This window comes from Chryseobacterium flavum, from assembly GCF_003385595.1.
In the GTDB taxonomy this organism is placed as follows: Bacteria; Bacteroidota; Bacteroidia; order Flavobacteriales; family Weeksellaceae; genus Chryseobacterium; species Chryseobacterium flavum.
In genome coordinates, this window is the sequence record NZ_QNUE01000005.1 from 68,596 (window position 1) to 86,047 (window position 17,452).

A 17,452-nucleotide genomic window follows, 5' to 3' on the forward strand; every position below is an offset into this window, starting at 1 on the left:
ACTTTTCTGTATACGGCTGGGTGCCATACAACAGAAAGGTTATGAACACATTAGAATTTACACTCCGTCTTTTCACAGCTTTTGCCTTAGGTGCCGGTATTGGTTTTGAAAGGCAATGGCGGCAAAAAAGTGCAGGTCTCCGTACTAATACATTAGTCTGCCTCGGTTCCGCGGCTTTCGTTCTCCTCTCTATAAAAATCGGAGGGGATGCCACAGGCAGAATCGCTTCTTATATTGTAAGCGGTATCGGCTTTTTGGGAGGAGGTGTTATTATGAAAGACGGACTTACTGTAAGAGGGCTCAACACTGCCGCTACCATCTGGTGCTCTGCTTCTGTTGGAGCCCTTTGTGCACTGGGTCTCTCCTTTGAAGCAGCTATTACAAGCGGATTTATTATCCTTACCCATGTGTTTTTGCGTCCTATAGGCATAAAACTCAGCAACAATATCAATAACAGGAATCATTATACAGAATATTTACTCAGTATTAAATGCAGGAGTGAAGTAGAAAATCATATCCGGGTACAACTGATGCAGTCCTTAAGCGGAAATGATAACGTTTTATTAAAATCCCTTACAAGTGATGATAATGGTCTTCCCGAAAACGCAATCATTACAGCAGAAGTCCATGCTTCAACTCCACAAGACAGCTTCATGGAAAAAACAGCAAGCAGACTGACTATTGAAGACAAGGTCATTAAAGTAAGCTGGGAAATAATAGGTACTGAAAACGATTTATAACATTTTAATAAACGAAGTGATGTTAAAAAGGTCCCCCAATAAAACCCTTAACTCTGCAGCGCTGGTAAAATTGAAAGAGGCTGCATCAGAGAACGAAAGAATGGTTTACGCAATGCTGGAAACTTCTGAAGACGGCCTAAGTGAGAACACTGTAAAAGATCGTCTGAAAATTTATGGTAAAAATGAAATTGCCACTCAGAAAGCTCCATCATGGCTGAAACAATTTGCTCATTCCTTTTTTAATCCTTTTAATTATATTCTGGCCTGCATTGCTGTGATTTCATTATTGATTGATGTAATTTTCGCTTCAGCAGATGAAAGGGACTTCAGTACTACCATTATTATCTCGGTAATGCTGCTGTTCAGTACTGTTTTAAGGTTTATTCAGGAGTTCAGAAGCAATAAGGCAGCTGAGGCTTTAAAGAAAATGGTAAAAACAAGCTGCCTTACCAAAAGAAAATTTACAGAAAATAAAGAAATAGAGATTACCGGAATTGTTCCCGGAGATATCATTATACTTTCGGCAGGGGATATGGTACCTGCTGACTGCAGAATACTTAAAAGTAAAGATCTGTTCATCAGTGAATCTATCCTCACGGGAGAAGCCCTGCCTGTAGAGAAAAATCCACATATTATCCGGGATGCTAAAAAACAAAATCCCCTTTCCCTCTCAAATATCTGCTTTATGGGAACAAATGTAGTAAGCGGATCCGCTACTGTTGTAGTGGTCAATACCGGTATTTTCACTTATTTCGGAAGCATCAGCAGAAATATGACCTCTAAAAGACCTGAAACAGCTTTTGATATTGGAGTAAATAAAGTAAGTTTTCTGTTGATCCGTTTCATGCTGATTATGACTCCTGTTATTTTTCTGATCAATGGATGGGTAAAAGGAGACTGGATGCAGGCTTTATTATTTGCTATTGCCGTAGCCGTGGGTCTCACTCCCGAAATGCTGCCTATGATTGTTACCGCCAACCTGGCAAAAGGTGCTGTAAATATGAGTAAGAAGAAAGTGATTGTTAAGCGTCTCAATGCCATTCAGAATATTGGTGCGATGGATATTCTCTGCACTGATAAGACCGGAACCCTTACTCTTGATAAAATTGTATTGGAAACCCATCTCAACGTTCAGGGTATTGAGGATGATGAAGTACTGAAATGGGCTTACCTCAACAGTTTCCATCAGACAGGGCTAAAAAATCTTTTAGATCAGGCTGTACTGAACCATGCAGAAGTTCATAAGCTGATGAAAGCTGATGAATTGTATCTTAAGGTGGATGAAATTCCTTTTGATTTTGAGAGGAGAAGAATGTCTGTCATTCTGAAAACTTCCAAAGGCAAGCATCTTATGATTTCTAAAGGTGCAGTAGAAGAAATGCTTTCTCTTTGTAAGTATGCTTTAGATCCTGGTGAAGACCACAGCCTCCATATTGAGAATGACAATATTGTTCCACTGGATAATCTTATGAAGCAGAAAATTATCAGAATGTCTGAAAAACTCAATTTAGAAGGACAACGTGTATTATTGATTGCCATCCGGGAATTTGATGGGAATCACCTTCTGAATTATTCAGTTTCGGATGAAAACCACCTTACTCTTGCCGGCTTTATAGGATTTCTTGACCCTGCAAAGCCATCTGCAGAACCCAGCATTAAAGCCTTACACAAACTGGGAGTTGAGGTAAAAGTAATCACCGGGGATAATGATATTGTTGCAAAAAAGATATGCCATGATGTAGGAATTCCTGTCAACACAATTATATTAGGGGATAAGCTGGACCAGGTCTCTGATGAAGAACTCAGCAAAAATATGGATCTATATTCTGTTTTTGCAAAAGTAAATCCATTACAAAAACAACGTATAATAAAAATATTAAAAGCGAAAGGACATACTGTAGGCTTCATGGGAGACGGAATCAATGATGCTGCAGCCATTAAGGAAGCTGATGTAGGAATTTCAGTAGATACTGGTGCTGATATTGCAAAAGAAAGTGCAGACATTATACTGCTTGAAAAAGATCTTATGGTTCTGCGCAGCGGTGTTATCTATGGCAGAAGAACATTTGGAAATATCATTAAGTATATAAAAATGACAGCCAGCAGCAACTTCGGGAATATGTTCAGTATGATCGGAGCCAGCGCTCTTCTTCCGTTTTTGCCAATGCTCCCATTACAGATCTTAACCCAGAATTTGCTGTATGATGTTTCGCAATCTTCTATACCCTGGGACACAATGGATAAAGATTTTCTGAAAAGCCCGAAAAAGTGGGAAGCCGGAAGCATCAAAAAATTTATGCTGTATATCGGTCCGTTAAGTTCTGTTTTTGACTATGCAACCTTTGCCATCATGTTTTTTATTTTTAAAGCCAATACCGTAGAACAACAGAGCTTGTTTCAAACAGGATGGTTTGTAGAAGGATTACTGTCACAAACATTAATAGTACATATTATCAGGACAAAAAAAATTCCATTTGTCCAAAGTTGGGCAACTGCTCCGGTAGTTGCGTTAACCAGTTTAATTATGCTTATAGGGATCATAATTCCATTTACCCCAGCCGCTGCTTATCTGAAAATGCAGCCACTGCCTTTAAGCTATTTTCCATATCTGGCAGGTATTCTTACAAGCTACTGTGTCCTTACTCAATTGGTCAAACATTGGTTTATTAAAAAATTCGGACAGTGGCTCTAATTGAAAATCATATTTAACTTAAATAAATTGAACCAGATTTTATATGAAAAATACAGTATTAACATTACTACTTCTAACATTTATTACTGCTTGTAAGGAGCCCGAAAAAGAAACCGTAAAAGAGCAGCAAATCAAAATAGAAGGAGATCACATCATTATTCCTGACGGAAGCAGTATACTAAAAAAAATCAGAACAGAAACCATTAATAAACAAGAGCATCATCACGCTATCACCTCTGTGGGAGCCGTAGAAGCAATCCCAGGCAATTATGCTGAAATAGCGAGCCCTTTTCCAGGAAGAATTATCAAAGCTTTTGCGGGTATTGGTCATAAAGTAAATGCAGGGAGTCCTGTTTTCGAAATACTCACATCCGGATATCTTGATGTACAGAAGGAGTACTCAAATGCCCTGAATGAGGCAGTGCTGGCAGAAAAAAAATACAAACGTCAGCAGGATCTGGTAAAGCATGGTGTAGGGATACAAAAGGAATTAGAAGAGTCTGAAACAGAATATAGAAATAAAAAGATCTCTTTATCCAATGCATCTTCTGCATTAAAAATCTACACTAATCAAAGTAAAGGAACCGGAGCGCTTATAATCAGATCTCCCATCAGCGGAGAAGTAATTTCCAGTAAAATTGTTACAGGACAGTATCTGAAAGAAGATGCCGAACCCGTGGTCATCATTGCTGAACTTTCCAAAGTATGGATATCAGGAGAGGTAAAGGAAAAAGATCTGAGGTTTATTAAAAAGGGAGATCAGGTTTCTGTAACAATAAACAGCTATCCGGATCACATTATCAATGGAAAAATATACCATATCAATGACTGGGTAGATGAAACGACCAGAAGCATAAAAGTTTTAATAGAATGTGATAATCCTGACAGAAAACTAAAGCCAGGCATGTTTGCCACTATATCTTATTCGACTGATTCTGAAAACACAATGATCATACCTACTGCAGCATTAATGCAAGAAAATGAGCATCAATATGTCTGGCTTAAAACAGGAAAAAACCAATTTATAAAGCGAAATGTAACAACAACTGAAGCTTCTGATAAAACAGTAAAAATTACTTCCGGACTCAATTCCGGAGATGAAATTATGACAGCAGGAGGGATATACCTTCTGGAGATAAAATAAATATAGAACGAGGAAATAAATTTCCGTTAAAGTTAACAGATGAAAAAATTATTAACATTCTCTATACAGAAAAAATGGCTTATACTGGCTCTTTTTATATTATTAGGTTTTTTTGGATACTATTCCTGGACAAAGCTTTCTATAGAAGCCTATCCTGATATTGCCGACACTACCTCACAGGTTGTTACACAGGTCCAGGGACTTGCTGCAGAAGAAGTAGAACAGCAGATCACCATTCCTCTGGAAAGAGCCCTCAATGGTATTCCGGGAATGCACATAATGAGAAGTAAAAGCACTTTTGGTCTTTCCATGATTACCATTGTCTTTGATGACGGAGTTGATGATTACTGGGCAAGACAGCGCATCCAGGAAAGACTGACAGAAGTCTCCCTACCCTATGATGCACAGCCTGGCCTTGATCCATTAACCTCTCCTGTAGGAGAAATTTACCGTTATGTCATTGAAAGTGACCATTATAGTTTAAGAGAGCTCACAGACCTTCAGAACTTTGTAATTATTCCCAGAATAAAACAGGTCCCGGGAATTGCTGATGTTACTAATTTCGGAGGGATAACAACCCAGTTTCAGATAGAGCTTGATCCTAATAAACTGGAACAATATGACCTTTCTTTAGGTGAAGTCATCGAAACCATCAGCAAAAACAATGCTAGTGCCGGTGGAAGTATGCTTCCCCGAGGGGATCTTGCTTATGTGGTTCGGGGAATCGGAATGATCAAAACCCTTGATGATTTAGGAAAAACAGTAGTCAAAACTGAAAAAGGTGTTCCTGTCTTTCTGAATGATATCGGAACATTGAAATATGGAAACCTGGAACGCAAAGGCATTTTAGGATATACAGACCGTAAAAGAAATTACACAGAAAGTGTTGGCGGAATCGTGCTTTTGCTAAAAGGCCAGAACCCTTCACAAGTATTAGCAGGAGTACATGAAGCAGTAGATGAGCTCAACAAAAATATCCTCCCGGCAGGTGTAAAAATCCACACCTACCTGGACCGTACCGATCTGGTAAAAACTACTCTGACTACAGTTTCCCATACATTAACAGAAGGAATTGTTCTTGTCATTATTATCCTGATTATTTTCCTGGGAAGCTGGAGAGGAGCCCTTCTCACTGCCATTACAATTCCTTTTTCTCTCCTCATTGCCTTTATTTTAATGTATTTTACTGATATTCCTGCAAACCTTCTGTCATTGGGAGCCATTGACTTTGGGATTATTGTGGACGGATCTATTGTAATGCTGGAAGCAATTCTGAAAAAAAGAGAAGATCATCCTGAGGAAGAACTGCAGGAAAAGACAATTATCCAAAAAGCCTCGGAAATAGCTAAACCGATTTTCTTTTCAGGCATTATTATCATTACAGCTTATCTTCCCCTGTTTGCCTTTGAAAGAGTAGAAAAAAAACTCTTTACGCCTATGGCATTTACCATTGGATATGCGTTATTCGGAGCATTGGCTGTTGCATTGTTACTGATTCCCGGCCTCGCTTATATAATTTATAAAAAACCGGGAAAAGTATATCATAACCGTTGGCTTGAAAAAATCAGCAATACTTACGGAAACAGAATAGAAAAAATTATGACTTCACCTAAAAAAATTCTTGTCACAGCCGGTTTTGTTCTGATAAGTGCCGGGGTTCTGTCTTACAGTGTCGGAAAAGATTTTCTTCCTGAGCTTGATGAAGGATCTATCTGGTTACAGGTTCAGCTTCCTCCCGGTATTTCATTAAAAAAAGCACAGGAAATGAGTGATTCTCTCCGGCTCAGGACTATGAAACATTCTGAAGTCACCTATATTATGGTACAGGCAGGGCGTAATGATGATGGTACCGATCCGTGGACTTCTTCTCATTTTGAAGTATCAATTGGAATAAAACCTTATAAAGAATGGCCGTCGGGAAAAACCAAAGCAGATCTGATCACAGAGTTGGCCGAAGACTACAAAGATATGCCGGGGTTTACAGTAGGATTTTCGCAGCCTATGATCGATGGGGTTATGGATAAGATATCTGGAGCTCATAGTGAACTGGTGGTTAAGATATATGGAGATGATTTCAATGGCACCAGAAAAATAGCAGAAAATATACTTTCACTCCTAAAGGATGTACCAGGCTCAGCCGATCTTGCCATTGACCAGGAACCTCCTCTCCCACAATTGCAGATTATTGCAGACCGGAATAAAATTGCCCAATATGGACTGAACGTTTCAGACGTTACCGATCTGATAGAAACAGCATTGGGAGGAAAAGCTGTCTCTCAGATTTTTATAGGCAATAAAGTTTATGATATTTCCTGCCGGTATATGGAAGACAGCCGTAATACTCCAGAAAAAATAGGAAATCTTATGCTTGCATCTTCTTCAGGGGCTAAAATTCCACTTTCACAAATTACCACAGTGAAACTGAGTACCGGAGAAAGTACCATCACAAGAGAAATGAATAAAAGACACCTTACCGTAAAATTAAATCTTAGAGGACGGGATCTTACATCCTTTCTGAATGATGCCCAGGCAAGCATTGAAAAAAATATAAAGTATGACCATGAGAAATACCAGATCAAATGGGGCGGCCAATTTGAAAACAAAAACAGGGCTTACTCCAGATTGGCTGTTATTGTTCCGTTGGCACTGGCAATAATGTTTCTTTTACTTTACAGTGCATTTGGAAGTTTCAGACAGGCTTTGGTATTGATGAGCATCATTCCCCTTGCTTTATTCGGAGGAATGCTTGCCCTGAACTTCAGAGGAATGTCATTGAATGTATCTTCAGCTGTAGGTTTTATTGCCTTGTTTGGAGTTGCTATTCAAAATGGAGTAATCATGGTCTCCCAGATCAATACACTCCGAAAAAAAGGAATAGATCTCCGAAGCGCAGTTATACAAGGTGCGAAAGACCGTTTCCGGCCAGTATTAATGACCGCTTCGGTAGCCATCATAGGGTTGCTTCCCGCTTCTCTGGCAACAGGAATCGGATCTGATGTACAAAGGCCTTTAGCTACGGTCATTGTATATGGATTAATGTTTTCAACATTGCTTACCCTGTTTGCTCTTCCTGCTATTTATTATTTAACTGAATACCGCTTTGAAAAAAAGTAATATCTGATGAAATCTAATATATTTTTAATTTTGTTTTTATACCTGGTTGGCCATACTTACCTTAAGGCCCAGACAGAAAGTGGGAAACTAATGTCTTTTAACGAATACCTTAATCAGGTAAAAAATAAAAATCTTGGTTTTGCTGCACAGAAATATAATGTGAGCATGGCAGAGGCCTCCGTTCTTACTGCCGGAATCTTTCCTGATCCTGAGATTGAAATTGAAACGTCTAATAATGGAGTCGGTAAAGATATGGGATACACCACCGGAGGTGTAATAAGCTGGACATTAGAAATGGGAGGTAAAAGAAAAGCCAGAATAGAAACTGCAAAAAATGAAGCCGAATATTCTAAACTACAATTGCAGGATTACCTAAGAAACCTTCTTGCTGATGCAACAATCGGATATATTGAAGCACTAAAATCAAATGTCCTTCTGGAGGTTCAGAAAGAGTCCTATCAAAGTATGCTTAGGCTGGCTAAATCGGACAGCATCAGATATAAACTTGGAGATATTTCCAGGGTAACTTCTCAGCAGAGTAAACTGGAAGCGTCGTCATTACTTAATGAAGTCTATCATATGGAAGGAATTCTACAGCAATCTGTCACTGCACTTTCCGACTTTATAGGCAGTGATGCTACCGGAAAGGAAATTATAGGAACCCTTAATGTATTCAACAGAAACTTCAGTTTAGATGACCTTATCATACATGCGGTAAACAAAAGGCCTGATCTCCTGTCTTCGAGACAAAATATAAACACCGCTTCAAGCCGTATAAGACTTGAAAAAGCCAATCGGATTACAGATCTGGGAATAAGCGCCGGTGCAGACCACAACACTGCTGCCATTAATGAAATTGCTCCTTCGCCAGCTGTTAATGCTGTAAAAGTAGGAATCAGTGTACCTTTAAAATTATCCAACCGGAGGAATGCAGATCTGAAGATAGCAGAAATGGCCTATTCTCAGGCAAAAACAGAATACAGCCAGGTTGAGAACAATATCAGAATGGAAGTCACGCAGGCTTTTCAACAATATGCTTCTGTACAAAAACAGCTGCAACAGTTTGATAATGGTATGTTAAAGGAGGCAGAAGAAATTCTGAAAGGAGTTTCCTACAGTTATCAACGCGGAGAAAGCTCTATACTTGAAGTTCTTAACGCACGGAGAACGTATAATCAGTTAAAACAAAATTATTTTGAGCTTCTGGCTGAAAATGCCAAGGCACTGATTGAACTTGAAAGAAAAGCCGGAATATGGGATATTGATTTTTAACAGTTCTTCTACTGACATACAAATCTGATAAGCTCCCTGAATTTTCAGGAAGCTTATCATTATTTCTTTTTATACTGAGATTCATAAACAGCAATCCAGTCCTCGGGTGTCATTTTTGTGCTTAGTTCAGCAATGAGTTCGAAAGGTATATCTTCCACTTTTTTAAACCGGACGCAAGATTTTCCCATATCCAGTTTTCTTTTGGAATGTTTGGGATATTCTTCCACAAACCAGTCTAAAAGTTCCGGTCTGGAATACAGTCCCATATGATATAATGCTATAAAATTTTTCTGTGAAGCGAGGTTGATAAAGGGTAAAGGAGTATTGGCAGCACAATGGTAACCTGCAGGATATGTTTTTAAAGGAACAACCCACCCAATCATCCCATAAGCAGAGGTGTCTTCAAAGCCTTCAGGCAAATTAACTTTTATAGTATCAAACAGTTTTTTAAATGCTTCCTGTCTTTCTTCGGGAATTTTTGAAATATAATCTTCTATAGTATCAGATAAAATTTGCATATTCTGTCAGTTTTATGGTGGTCAAATTAGTAAAAATATTAATCAAATAATAAAAAAAGTGGCAGTATAATATCTATACTACCACTCCACTTTATTTACATTAAAAAAATTATTTCTTAATTGTCTTTACAGTAGATTGGGAGCCATCTTTAAAATAAAGGGTCACAAAATACAATCCTGTGTTCAGCATGCTCAGGTTAAGTTCTTTTACAGGACCATCAATAGTTTTAACTATTCTTCCCGAAGTATCCGCAACAGTTACGGATTTCACCTCTCTCGTATCCGAGATATAAAGCATATCTTTAAATGGATTAGGATGTACAGCCGTTTTTTTCACTTGTCCATTTACTTCTGAAACGCCTAGCTGAGCATTCTCAACCGTAAAATCATCTACATAGAAATTATAATCATAGCTATCATTTACCGTTCCTGAAGTACCATAGAAAGCAAATACTGTGTTGGCATTGGTATAACTTGACAGGTTATAAACATATTCAGTAGACGTATTTGAAGGAGTATTATTAGCATCCCAGGTTTCCAGAATAGTCCATGTAGTTCCTCCGTCAGTGGAAACCATAAAATGAACCAGATCATCACCTCCCATCTGAGAGGTTGCAGTTCCTGAATAAGTGGTTACCCCATAATTAAATTTCACCCTGTAACCACCCGCTGAAAGATCAAATGGTACTGTTTTAAACCATCCGGTTCTATTAGCAGAATACAGATTCATATGTGCCGAAGGCCCATTGGCTGAAGAGTTTAAGAAATTACGCTGTGACCAGTAAGCAGTTGTTCCCGAAGGCCCCGTGTCCGGAGTTCCACCAGAAAGATTAGCAGTCCAGCACGTTCCCGGAAAGCTGCTGAAGTTATTGGTATAAGCAGGAACCATAGCTCCGCACAATGTTGTAAACGTTCCGGAGAATGACCATGAACTCTGACCTGTAGTAGTGCTGCAATGAGTTCTTACCCAATAATAGTAAGTTGTACTTGCAGATAGGCTGCCAAGGGTATGAGATGTTGCTGTAATTCCCGAATAATTAGGTGTAGTACTGTTATCCGGAGCTGTAGAACTCGTACTATAATAGATATCATGACTTACTGCTTGTGTCCCGGCCGGAACGGTCCATGAAATGTCAGCAGAATTTGAAGTAACTGTACCGACAGGTAAGAGAGTTGGTGCCACACAATCACTGTAAACATCTGCTGAAAAAGCAAAAACATTGGCCACTCCTGAAGTGGTGGTCTTGGTAATGGTAACACTCTGAATAGGTTTTGCCTGATTTGCAGGGTCAATAGTTAATAGAGTCTGATATAATCTGGGATTTGTTGTACTTGACTCTAATACATCAGTTGTTCGGAGAATCCTTCCAATTCCCTGTATTGCAAAATTACTTCCCCCATACCAGTCTGAAATAATTTGTCCGTTAAATACCTGCGAAGTATTGTCGGTAAAGTTTACTGTTATATTTACAGTAGAATTTCCACTCCCACTGGTAGAAAGCATATACAGCTTAAAGGCTGGTACAGGATTTGTGAAAACAATTGTTCCCGTATTACTACCTGCTGTACTACTACTAATTCTTAAAGAATTATTTCCACTCAGGTCTCCCAGCTGAAAGCGTAACCCCGGTGTAGATGCTACCACTGAATTAATAGCGCCATTTGACGGCAATCCATAAGTAAGATCGGGGCTTGCTGAAGTCAGTTTGAAATCTCTGGATACAAAATTATAGGAAACGCCATCAACATCATTGGTCGTTGAAATCATGGAGGAACCTATCCCGTTGGCAATTACATCAGCATTATATCCTGACTGCACAGGCATTGTCTGGAAATTCTGTGCCATTATTACTGATGCCGAAAACAGAGCAATAGCAGGAATTGCTCGCGAAAATAAATTTATTATCATATTACTTACATTTGATCTTAAAATTAGAAAAAATTATAATACAAAAAAGATATTTTTAAATAATATTTAATAATACATCCATTTTAAATTTAAATTCGATATTCTTAAAAAATACTTTTCAGTCCTAAAACATAAGGACAGCGCACCTGAGATGTGACTTCCTGCTCCTTATTTTTTATTATTGAGAAATTAAATCTTATTTTTGTCCTACAAATTTTTAAACAATGCCGAATATTTCAAACAGAGCTCTGCACATGCCGCCATCGCCGGTAAGAAAACTAGTTCCTTTCGCTTTACAGGCAAAGCAAAAAGGAATAAAAGTATATCACCTAAATATCGGGCAGCCTGATATTGAAACTCCGGAAACGGCTTTAAATGCTTTAAAAAATATTGATTTAAAAGTATTGGAGTATGCACTTTCTGAAGGTAATATAGAATACAGAAAAGCGCTTACCGAATATTATCATTCACTAGGCTTTTCAGATTTAACACCGGATCATTTTATTGTAACCAACGGAGGCTCTGAAGCACTTAACTTTGCCATTTCCACATTATGTGATGAGGGTGATGAAGTGATTATTCCTGAACCTTATTATGCAAACTATAATGGTTTCACCAGTACGTTTGATGTGAATGTAGTAGCAGTTCCTTCTACTATTGATACAGGTTTTGCATTACCTCCGGTAGAAGAATTTGAAAAGAAAATCACCGAAAAAACCAGAGCGATCATTATCTGCAATCCCGGTAATCCTACAGGATACCTGTATACCCGTGAAGAATTACAAAAGCTTTCAGAAATTGCTTTAAAATATGATATTGTCATCATCTCTGATGAGGTTTACAGAGAGTATGTATATGATGGGAAGCAGCAGATATCCATGCTTGATTTCCCTGAACTAAGCGAAAACTGTATTATTATAGATTCAGAATCCAAACGTTACTCTATGTGCGGCGTAAGGATCGGATGTATGGTTACACGTTCTAAAAAAATCCGTAATGCAGCAATGCTTTTTGCACAGGCAAGATTGAGCCCGGTTCTGTTAGGACAAATTGCAGCAACAGCGGCACACCAGAATGATGGAGCTTACATCAGATCTGTGAGAGAAGAATACACCCATAGAAGAAATGTATTGGTTGATCTTTTAAATGCAATTCCGGGAGTTATTTGCCCTAAACCAAAAGGAGCATTTTACTGTGTTGCCGAGCTTCCAGTAGATGATACTGAAAAATTTGCACAATGGTTATTGGAAAAATATTCCCTTAACAACGAAACGATTATGGTAGCTCCTGCAGGAGGATTCTACAGCAATCCTGAGTTAGGAAAGAAGCAGGTAAGAATTGCCTATGTTTTAAAAGAAGAAGACCTGAAAAGAAGTACGGAAATCCTAAAAGATGCCCTGAAAAAATACAGAGAGGAATTTAGTCTGTAACTATATATGATGCCGGCAACAAAAAATATATTTCTGGAATCTTTTTTTTCGATCTTTTTGTTGTCGACATTTTTTTCCTGTGTTAAAGAAAACAAGCCAACGGGTAACAAAGATCCGTACGAGATCACTTCGATCAGTTTATCAGATATTGGAGGACATTTAGGCAGTTACAGGATTATAAAGGTTACCAGAGATTCAATTACTGCTGAGAAAGGCACCACCTCTAATCAGATCCACAAAAAGTGGGCTTCAACCATCAGTCCTGATGCCTGGAGGCAGCTCGCCTCATCAATTCATATTACAGACCTTGATTATATAAAGAGCTCACCAAGCCGGCAACCTATGGATGGAATTGATGAGACTTTTCAGATCCGCACTCCGAAAAAATCACATATTTATGTAAACGCTTATGTGGATACAGTACATTATCAACAGCTCCAGCAGCTTAAAGAACAATTAAACAATATTCTTCCGGAAGAATACAAATAAACCCATGCAAGAAAATTTTTCCTTAAAACCTTATAATACATTTGGTGTTGATGTCAAAGCCAGATATTTTATTGAAGTCCATAATGTTGAAGAGCTGAAAGATGCATTGGAGTTCTCAGACTCCAATACGCTTCCGCTTCTGTTTTTAGGAGGCGGAAGTAATATTTTACTGACAAAAGATTTCAATGGACTAGCCATAAAGCTCAATTTAAAAGGAATTTCTGAAGAGAATATAAATGATAACGAAGTTCTGGTAGCAGCACAGGCTGGTGAAAACTGGCATCATTTCGTTATGTATTGTTTGCAAAAAAACTATGGTGGACTAGAAAACCTCTCCTTAATTCCGGGAAACGTAGGAACATCTCCTATGCAAAACATCGGAGCATATGGAACTGAGATCAAAGATATTTTTGTAAGCTGTAAAGTATTGGATCTGGCAGATCTTCAACCTAAAATTTTCAATCTCGAGCAATGCAGATTTGGCTATAGGGACTCCGTTTTCAAACAGGAAGGAAAAGGAAAATATGTAATTCTGGAAGTTACTTTCAGGCTTACCAGAACAAATCACCATATCAAAACAGAATATGGAGCGATCAAATCTGAACTTGAAAACCTGGGGATTACAAAACCTACGATCCAGGATGTTTCCCAGGCGGTAATTAATATAAGACAAAGTAAACTACCGGATCCTGAAGAAATTGGAAATGCAGGGAGTTTTTTTAAAAACCCGACAATTCCACTGGCTCAGTTTGAGATATTAAAACAAAAATTTGAAAATATTCAGGGTTATCCTAACGGAAGCATGGTAAAAGTTCCTGCCGGATGGCTGATCGAACAGTGTGGCTGGAAAGGAAAACAGATTGGAAATGTTGCTACACACAAACTACAATCCTTAGTAATCATTAATGCAACCGGACATGCAACCGGAAAAGAAATTTTTGATTTTTCTACTGAAATTATAAACTCTGTACAAGAAAAGTTCGGTATAGAGCTTGAGCGGGAAGTAAATATTATATAACATAAGGCTGATTCAAAGTGGATCAGCCTTTTTCTTATAACAATTAGTTTTACAAAACAGCTGTATTGACATTATAAAGTGCAAGAGAGCTTCATTATTCATCTCTCCTTCTTTCAAGTTACCTAAATTCATTATTTTAGCAAAAAAATTAACCCAATATGAAAATTGCTGTTTTGGGAGCAGGAAATATGGGACTTTCATTTTCAAAATCATTTCTGAAATACGAACTTATAAAGCCTGAACATCTCCAATTAATAGTCCGCAATCCTTCAAATATCTCTAAAATATCAGAAGACTTTCCAAAATCCCGGATATCTGTATTTGATGAGATTAAAGAGCTGGATGCTGATCTGATTATTATTGCTGTTAAACCACAGGATTTTCAGCGTATTGCCCAAAACATTCCATTCCCGCTGAAAGAAAACCAGATGATCCTATCGATCATGGCTGGGATTAACATTGAAAAAATCCAAACGTCTTTAAACCATCCGCTGGTTGTACGGGCTATGCCCAATTCTCCTACCCTTTTAGGTATGGGAATTACCGGTTATACTGCGGCAAATGGCATTTCTTTCAGCCAGCTTATCAATATTGAAAGACTTTTAAACAGTACAGGAAGATCTGTCTATCTTGAAAATGAAGCTCTTTTAGATGGGGTAACAGCACTTTCAGGAAGCGGGCCCGCCTACTTCTACTATATCATTGATGCTATGATTAAAGCAGGTATTGAAATGGGAATCGAAGAAAACCTGTCTAAACTTTTTGTACAGCAAACCATGTTGGGAGCATACCATTTGATTAATAATTCTGAAAAAAGCCTTGAAGAGCTGATCAAAGATGTAGCGTCCAAAGGTGGAACAACTGAAGCTGCATTAAAAACATTTGAAGAAAACAACTTTAAGGAAATTTTAAAACAAGGGATTCTGAATGCTGAAAAGCGTGCTAAAGAACTAAATCGCTAAACTTCTTTTCAATCCACCGGCTCAGTAACCATCCTACATACACCCCTAAAGTATTCAGGAGAATATCATCAACTTCCAATATTCCCATTCTTGTAAAATACTGGAGCGCTTCTACGGTAACAATGGAAGAGACAAAAGCGATAAGTAATGTTTTTAAATCCTTAAATCCGGGAAGAATCCATCCCAGGAAACCAAAAGGAATAAACATGATAATATTCCCAAGAATAACAAAGACAATATACTTCCAAAGGATGGTATTCCTGATGAATTCTACTGTAGATATTACCGGCTTTATTCTTATCATATGGTCTTCATACTGAGATCTGCCCATCCCCAGAAACATCAGATAAAGCAAAAACAATGTATAAGGAATAATTACAATTTTGTATACTTTCTTTAACATGATGTGCTAAGATATTCATTTCAAAAACATTAAATTTGTATATTAAAATAATTTAATGAAATACGTTCTGCTTACACTTATTTCAGCAATGCTGCTGTCGGTTTCCTGGCCTACTTATGGTGTTCCCTTCTTTATATTTTTTGCACTTGTTCCTCTTCTGATGATGGAACATGGAATTTCAAAATTTTCAAATTACAAAAGAAAAGGCTGGATAATTTTTGGTCTTTCATATCTATGCTTTGTGATCTGGAATATTGTCACAACAGGATGGTTGTACGGATCTAAAAATCCTGACGGAAGCCACTCCATGATGGCTGTCCTGTTCCCTGTTCTGGTAAATTCGCTTTTATATTCCCTGGTGTTCCAGTGTTATCATTGGTATAAAAATGCTCAGGGCACCTATTGGGGACTGGGATTCTTTATTGCAATCTGGATGAGTTTTGAAAAATTCCATCTGGGATGGGAGCTGACGTGGCCATGGCTGAATCTGGGGAATGTTTTTTCCGAATACCCGAAACTTATACAATGGTATGATACACTGGGAGCTACCGGTGGGAGCTTCTGGATCTTACTGATCAATGTTCTCTGCTTCTATACCCTCCGGATCTGGGAAGCCGGAAGAAAAAGAATGGACCTCATAAAGAATTCTTCCATTGTGATTGCTTTAATTGCCATTCCTATGGTTATCTCTGTAATCAAGTACAACAGTTTTGATGAAAAATCTTCCGGGCAGGTAAATGTTCTGATGCTGCAGCCTGATCTTGATCCTTATGCCGAAAAATACTCAAAAGATAGTCTGACTATTGAAAATGATCTGCTGGCTCTTGCTGAAAATAATTCTAAAGGTAAGATTGATTACTTTATTGCTCCTGAAACTGCAATTCCTGGCAGAGGCTCCATTTCTGAGACCGGTTTTGAGAAGAGTTTACTGTTAAATAACATCAATGCGTTTCTTATGAAGCACCCCGGAGCTGTTTTTGCAACAGGCATTTCCTCTCATCGTTTTTATTTTGACCAGACGATGATGCCAAAAGAAGCATACCAGCTGAATCCCGGAATGTGGATAACAAGTTACAATACAGCTGTTCAGCTTGCTCCGGATCAGAAAATTCAGGTTTACCATAAAGGGAAACTTGTTCCCGGTGTTGAAATATTCCCTTATATGAATGTTTTAAAACCACTATTAGGTGATGCCATGCTGAACCTGGGCGGCACTGTAGCCTCTTTGGGAACAGACAAAGAAAGAGTAGCCTTTTCAAATCCTTATAATAAAGGAAAACTCGCTCCTATTATCTGCTATGAAAGCATTTATGGGGAATTTGTAACAGATTACGTAAAAAAAGGAGCTAATTTCCTGGGTATTATGACCAATGACTCCTGGTGGGGAGTTACAGAAGGACACAAACAACTCCTATCCTACGCCAGGCTGAGGGCCATCGAAACAAGAAGAGAAATTGCGCGCGCAGCCAACAGTGGAATCTCAGCCCATATTGATGCTAAAGGAGAAGTTGTAGCTGATACTTTTTATGGTGATCAAACCACCCTGTTCGCTACAGTAAATCTGTATGATACCATGACTTTTTATTCAAGAGCAGGAGATCTTCTTTCCAGATTTTCAATATTTGCTTTAGGATTTTTATTATTTTACTTCCTTATTGAATGGTACAGAAAAAAAGCTAAAAAAGCCTGATATATACAACATTATATGCTGCGGATTGCACGTATTCAAAAAAAAGAAAAGCCAGCTGGACGTCTGGCTTT

Annotated in this window: 13 protein-coding genes; 10 read left to right on the forward strand and 3 right to left on the reverse strand. The window is 38.2% G+C overall.

The window, feature by feature from the left end; translation table 11 throughout:
• Positions 1 to 41 precede the first annotated feature (41 nt).
• From DRF59_RS07445 to DRF59_RS07465, 5 genes are read left to right on the forward strand one after another with little or no spacing between them, the layout of a single operon-like run.
• Positions 42 to 740 (forward strand): MgtC/SapB family protein, encoded by a 699-nt coding sequence (locus DRF59_RS07445; protein ID WP_115958334.1) that lies wholly within the window; start codon positions 42 to 44, stop codon positions 738 to 740.
• Positions 741 to 759: 19 nt separating this feature from the next.
• Complete coding sequence (gene mgtA / locus DRF59_RS07450) at positions 760 to 3,432, forward strand: magnesium-translocating P-type ATPase (RefSeq protein ID WP_115958336.1); 2,673 nt, start codon at positions 760 to 762, stop codon at positions 3,430 to 3,432.
• A gap of 43 nt (positions 3,433 to 3,475) precedes the next feature.
• Complete coding sequence (locus DRF59_RS07455; protein ID WP_115958338.1) at positions 3,476 to 4,576, forward strand: efflux RND transporter periplasmic adaptor subunit; 1,101 nt, start codon at positions 3,476 to 3,478, stop codon at positions 4,574 to 4,576.
• 39 nt (positions 4,577 to 4,615) lie between these two features.
• Entirely contained in the window at positions 4,616 to 7,690 is a 3,075-nt protein-coding gene (locus tag DRF59_RS07460) for an efflux RND transporter permease subunit (RefSeq protein WP_115958340.1), read from the forward strand.
• Between the two features lie 6 nt (positions 7,691 to 7,696).
• Complete coding sequence (locus tag DRF59_RS07465; protein WP_115958342.1) at positions 7,697 to 8,962, forward strand: TolC family protein; 1,266 nt, start codon at positions 7,697 to 7,699, stop codon at positions 8,960 to 8,962.
• 59 nt (positions 8,963 to 9,021) lie between these two features.
• Here the strand turns inward: DRF59_RS07465 and DRF59_RS07470 are convergent, their stop codons facing one another.
• On the reverse strand, positions 9,022 to 9,480 hold the full coding sequence (locus DRF59_RS07470; protein ID WP_115958344.1) for a DUF1801 domain-containing protein: 459 nt from the start codon (positions 9,478 to 9,480) through the stop codon (positions 9,022 to 9,024).
• A 109-nt stretch (positions 9,481 to 9,589) separates the two neighbouring features.
• Complete coding sequence (locus DRF59_RS07475) at positions 9,590 to 11,389, reverse strand: T9SS type A sorting domain-containing protein (RefSeq protein ID WP_115958346.1); 1,800 nt, start codon at positions 11,387 to 11,389, stop codon at positions 9,590 to 9,592.
• A gap of 224 nt (positions 11,390 to 11,613) precedes the next feature.
• On the opposite strand from DRF59_RS07475, the gene DRF59_RS07480 reads away from it, so the two are divergent.
• The 4 genes from DRF59_RS07480 to proC all read left to right on the forward strand — a co-directional run bounded on the left by DRF59_RS07480 (position 11,614) and on the right by proC (position 15,288).
• On the forward strand, positions 11,614 to 12,819 hold the full coding sequence (locus DRF59_RS07480; RefSeq protein WP_115958348.1) for a pyridoxal phosphate-dependent aminotransferase: 1,206 nt from the start codon (positions 11,614 to 11,616) through the stop codon (positions 12,817 to 12,819).
• Between the two features lie 60 nt (positions 12,820 to 12,879).
• Positions 12,880 to 13,308: a hypothetical protein gene (locus DRF59_RS07485; protein ID WP_241505501.1), complete on the forward strand. Its 429-nt coding sequence runs from the start codon at positions 12,880 to 12,882 to the stop codon at positions 13,306 to 13,308.
• Between the two features lie 4 nt (positions 13,309 to 13,312).
• Positions 13,313 to 14,326, forward strand: a complete 1,014-nt coding sequence (gene murB, locus DRF59_RS07490) for a UDP-N-acetylmuramate dehydrogenase (protein WP_115958352.1) — start codon at positions 13,313 to 13,315, stop codon at positions 14,324 to 14,326.
• Between the two features lie 158 nt (positions 14,327 to 14,484).
• On the forward strand, positions 14,485 to 15,288 hold the full coding sequence (proC, locus tag DRF59_RS07495) for a pyrroline-5-carboxylate reductase (RefSeq protein WP_115958354.1): 804 nt from the start codon (positions 14,485 to 14,487) through the stop codon (positions 15,286 to 15,288).
• Here the strand turns inward: proC and DRF59_RS07500 are convergent.
• The gene (locus DRF59_RS07500; protein WP_115958356.1) at positions 15,269 to 15,691 is read right to left on the reverse strand and encodes a VanZ family protein; all 423 of its coding nucleotides are present in this window, start codon (positions 15,689 to 15,691) and stop codon (positions 15,269 to 15,271) included. The genes proC and DRF59_RS07500 overlap by 20 nt on opposite strands.
• A 55-nt stretch (positions 15,692 to 15,746) precedes the next feature.
• Between DRF59_RS07500 and lnt the strand changes: the two genes are divergently transcribed.
• Positions 15,747 to 17,381: an apolipoprotein N-acyltransferase gene (lnt, locus tag DRF59_RS07505; protein WP_115958358.1), complete on the forward strand. Its 1,635-nt coding sequence runs from the start codon at positions 15,747 to 15,749 to the stop codon at positions 17,379 to 17,381.
• Positions 17,382 to 17,452: the final 71 nt, after the last annotated feature.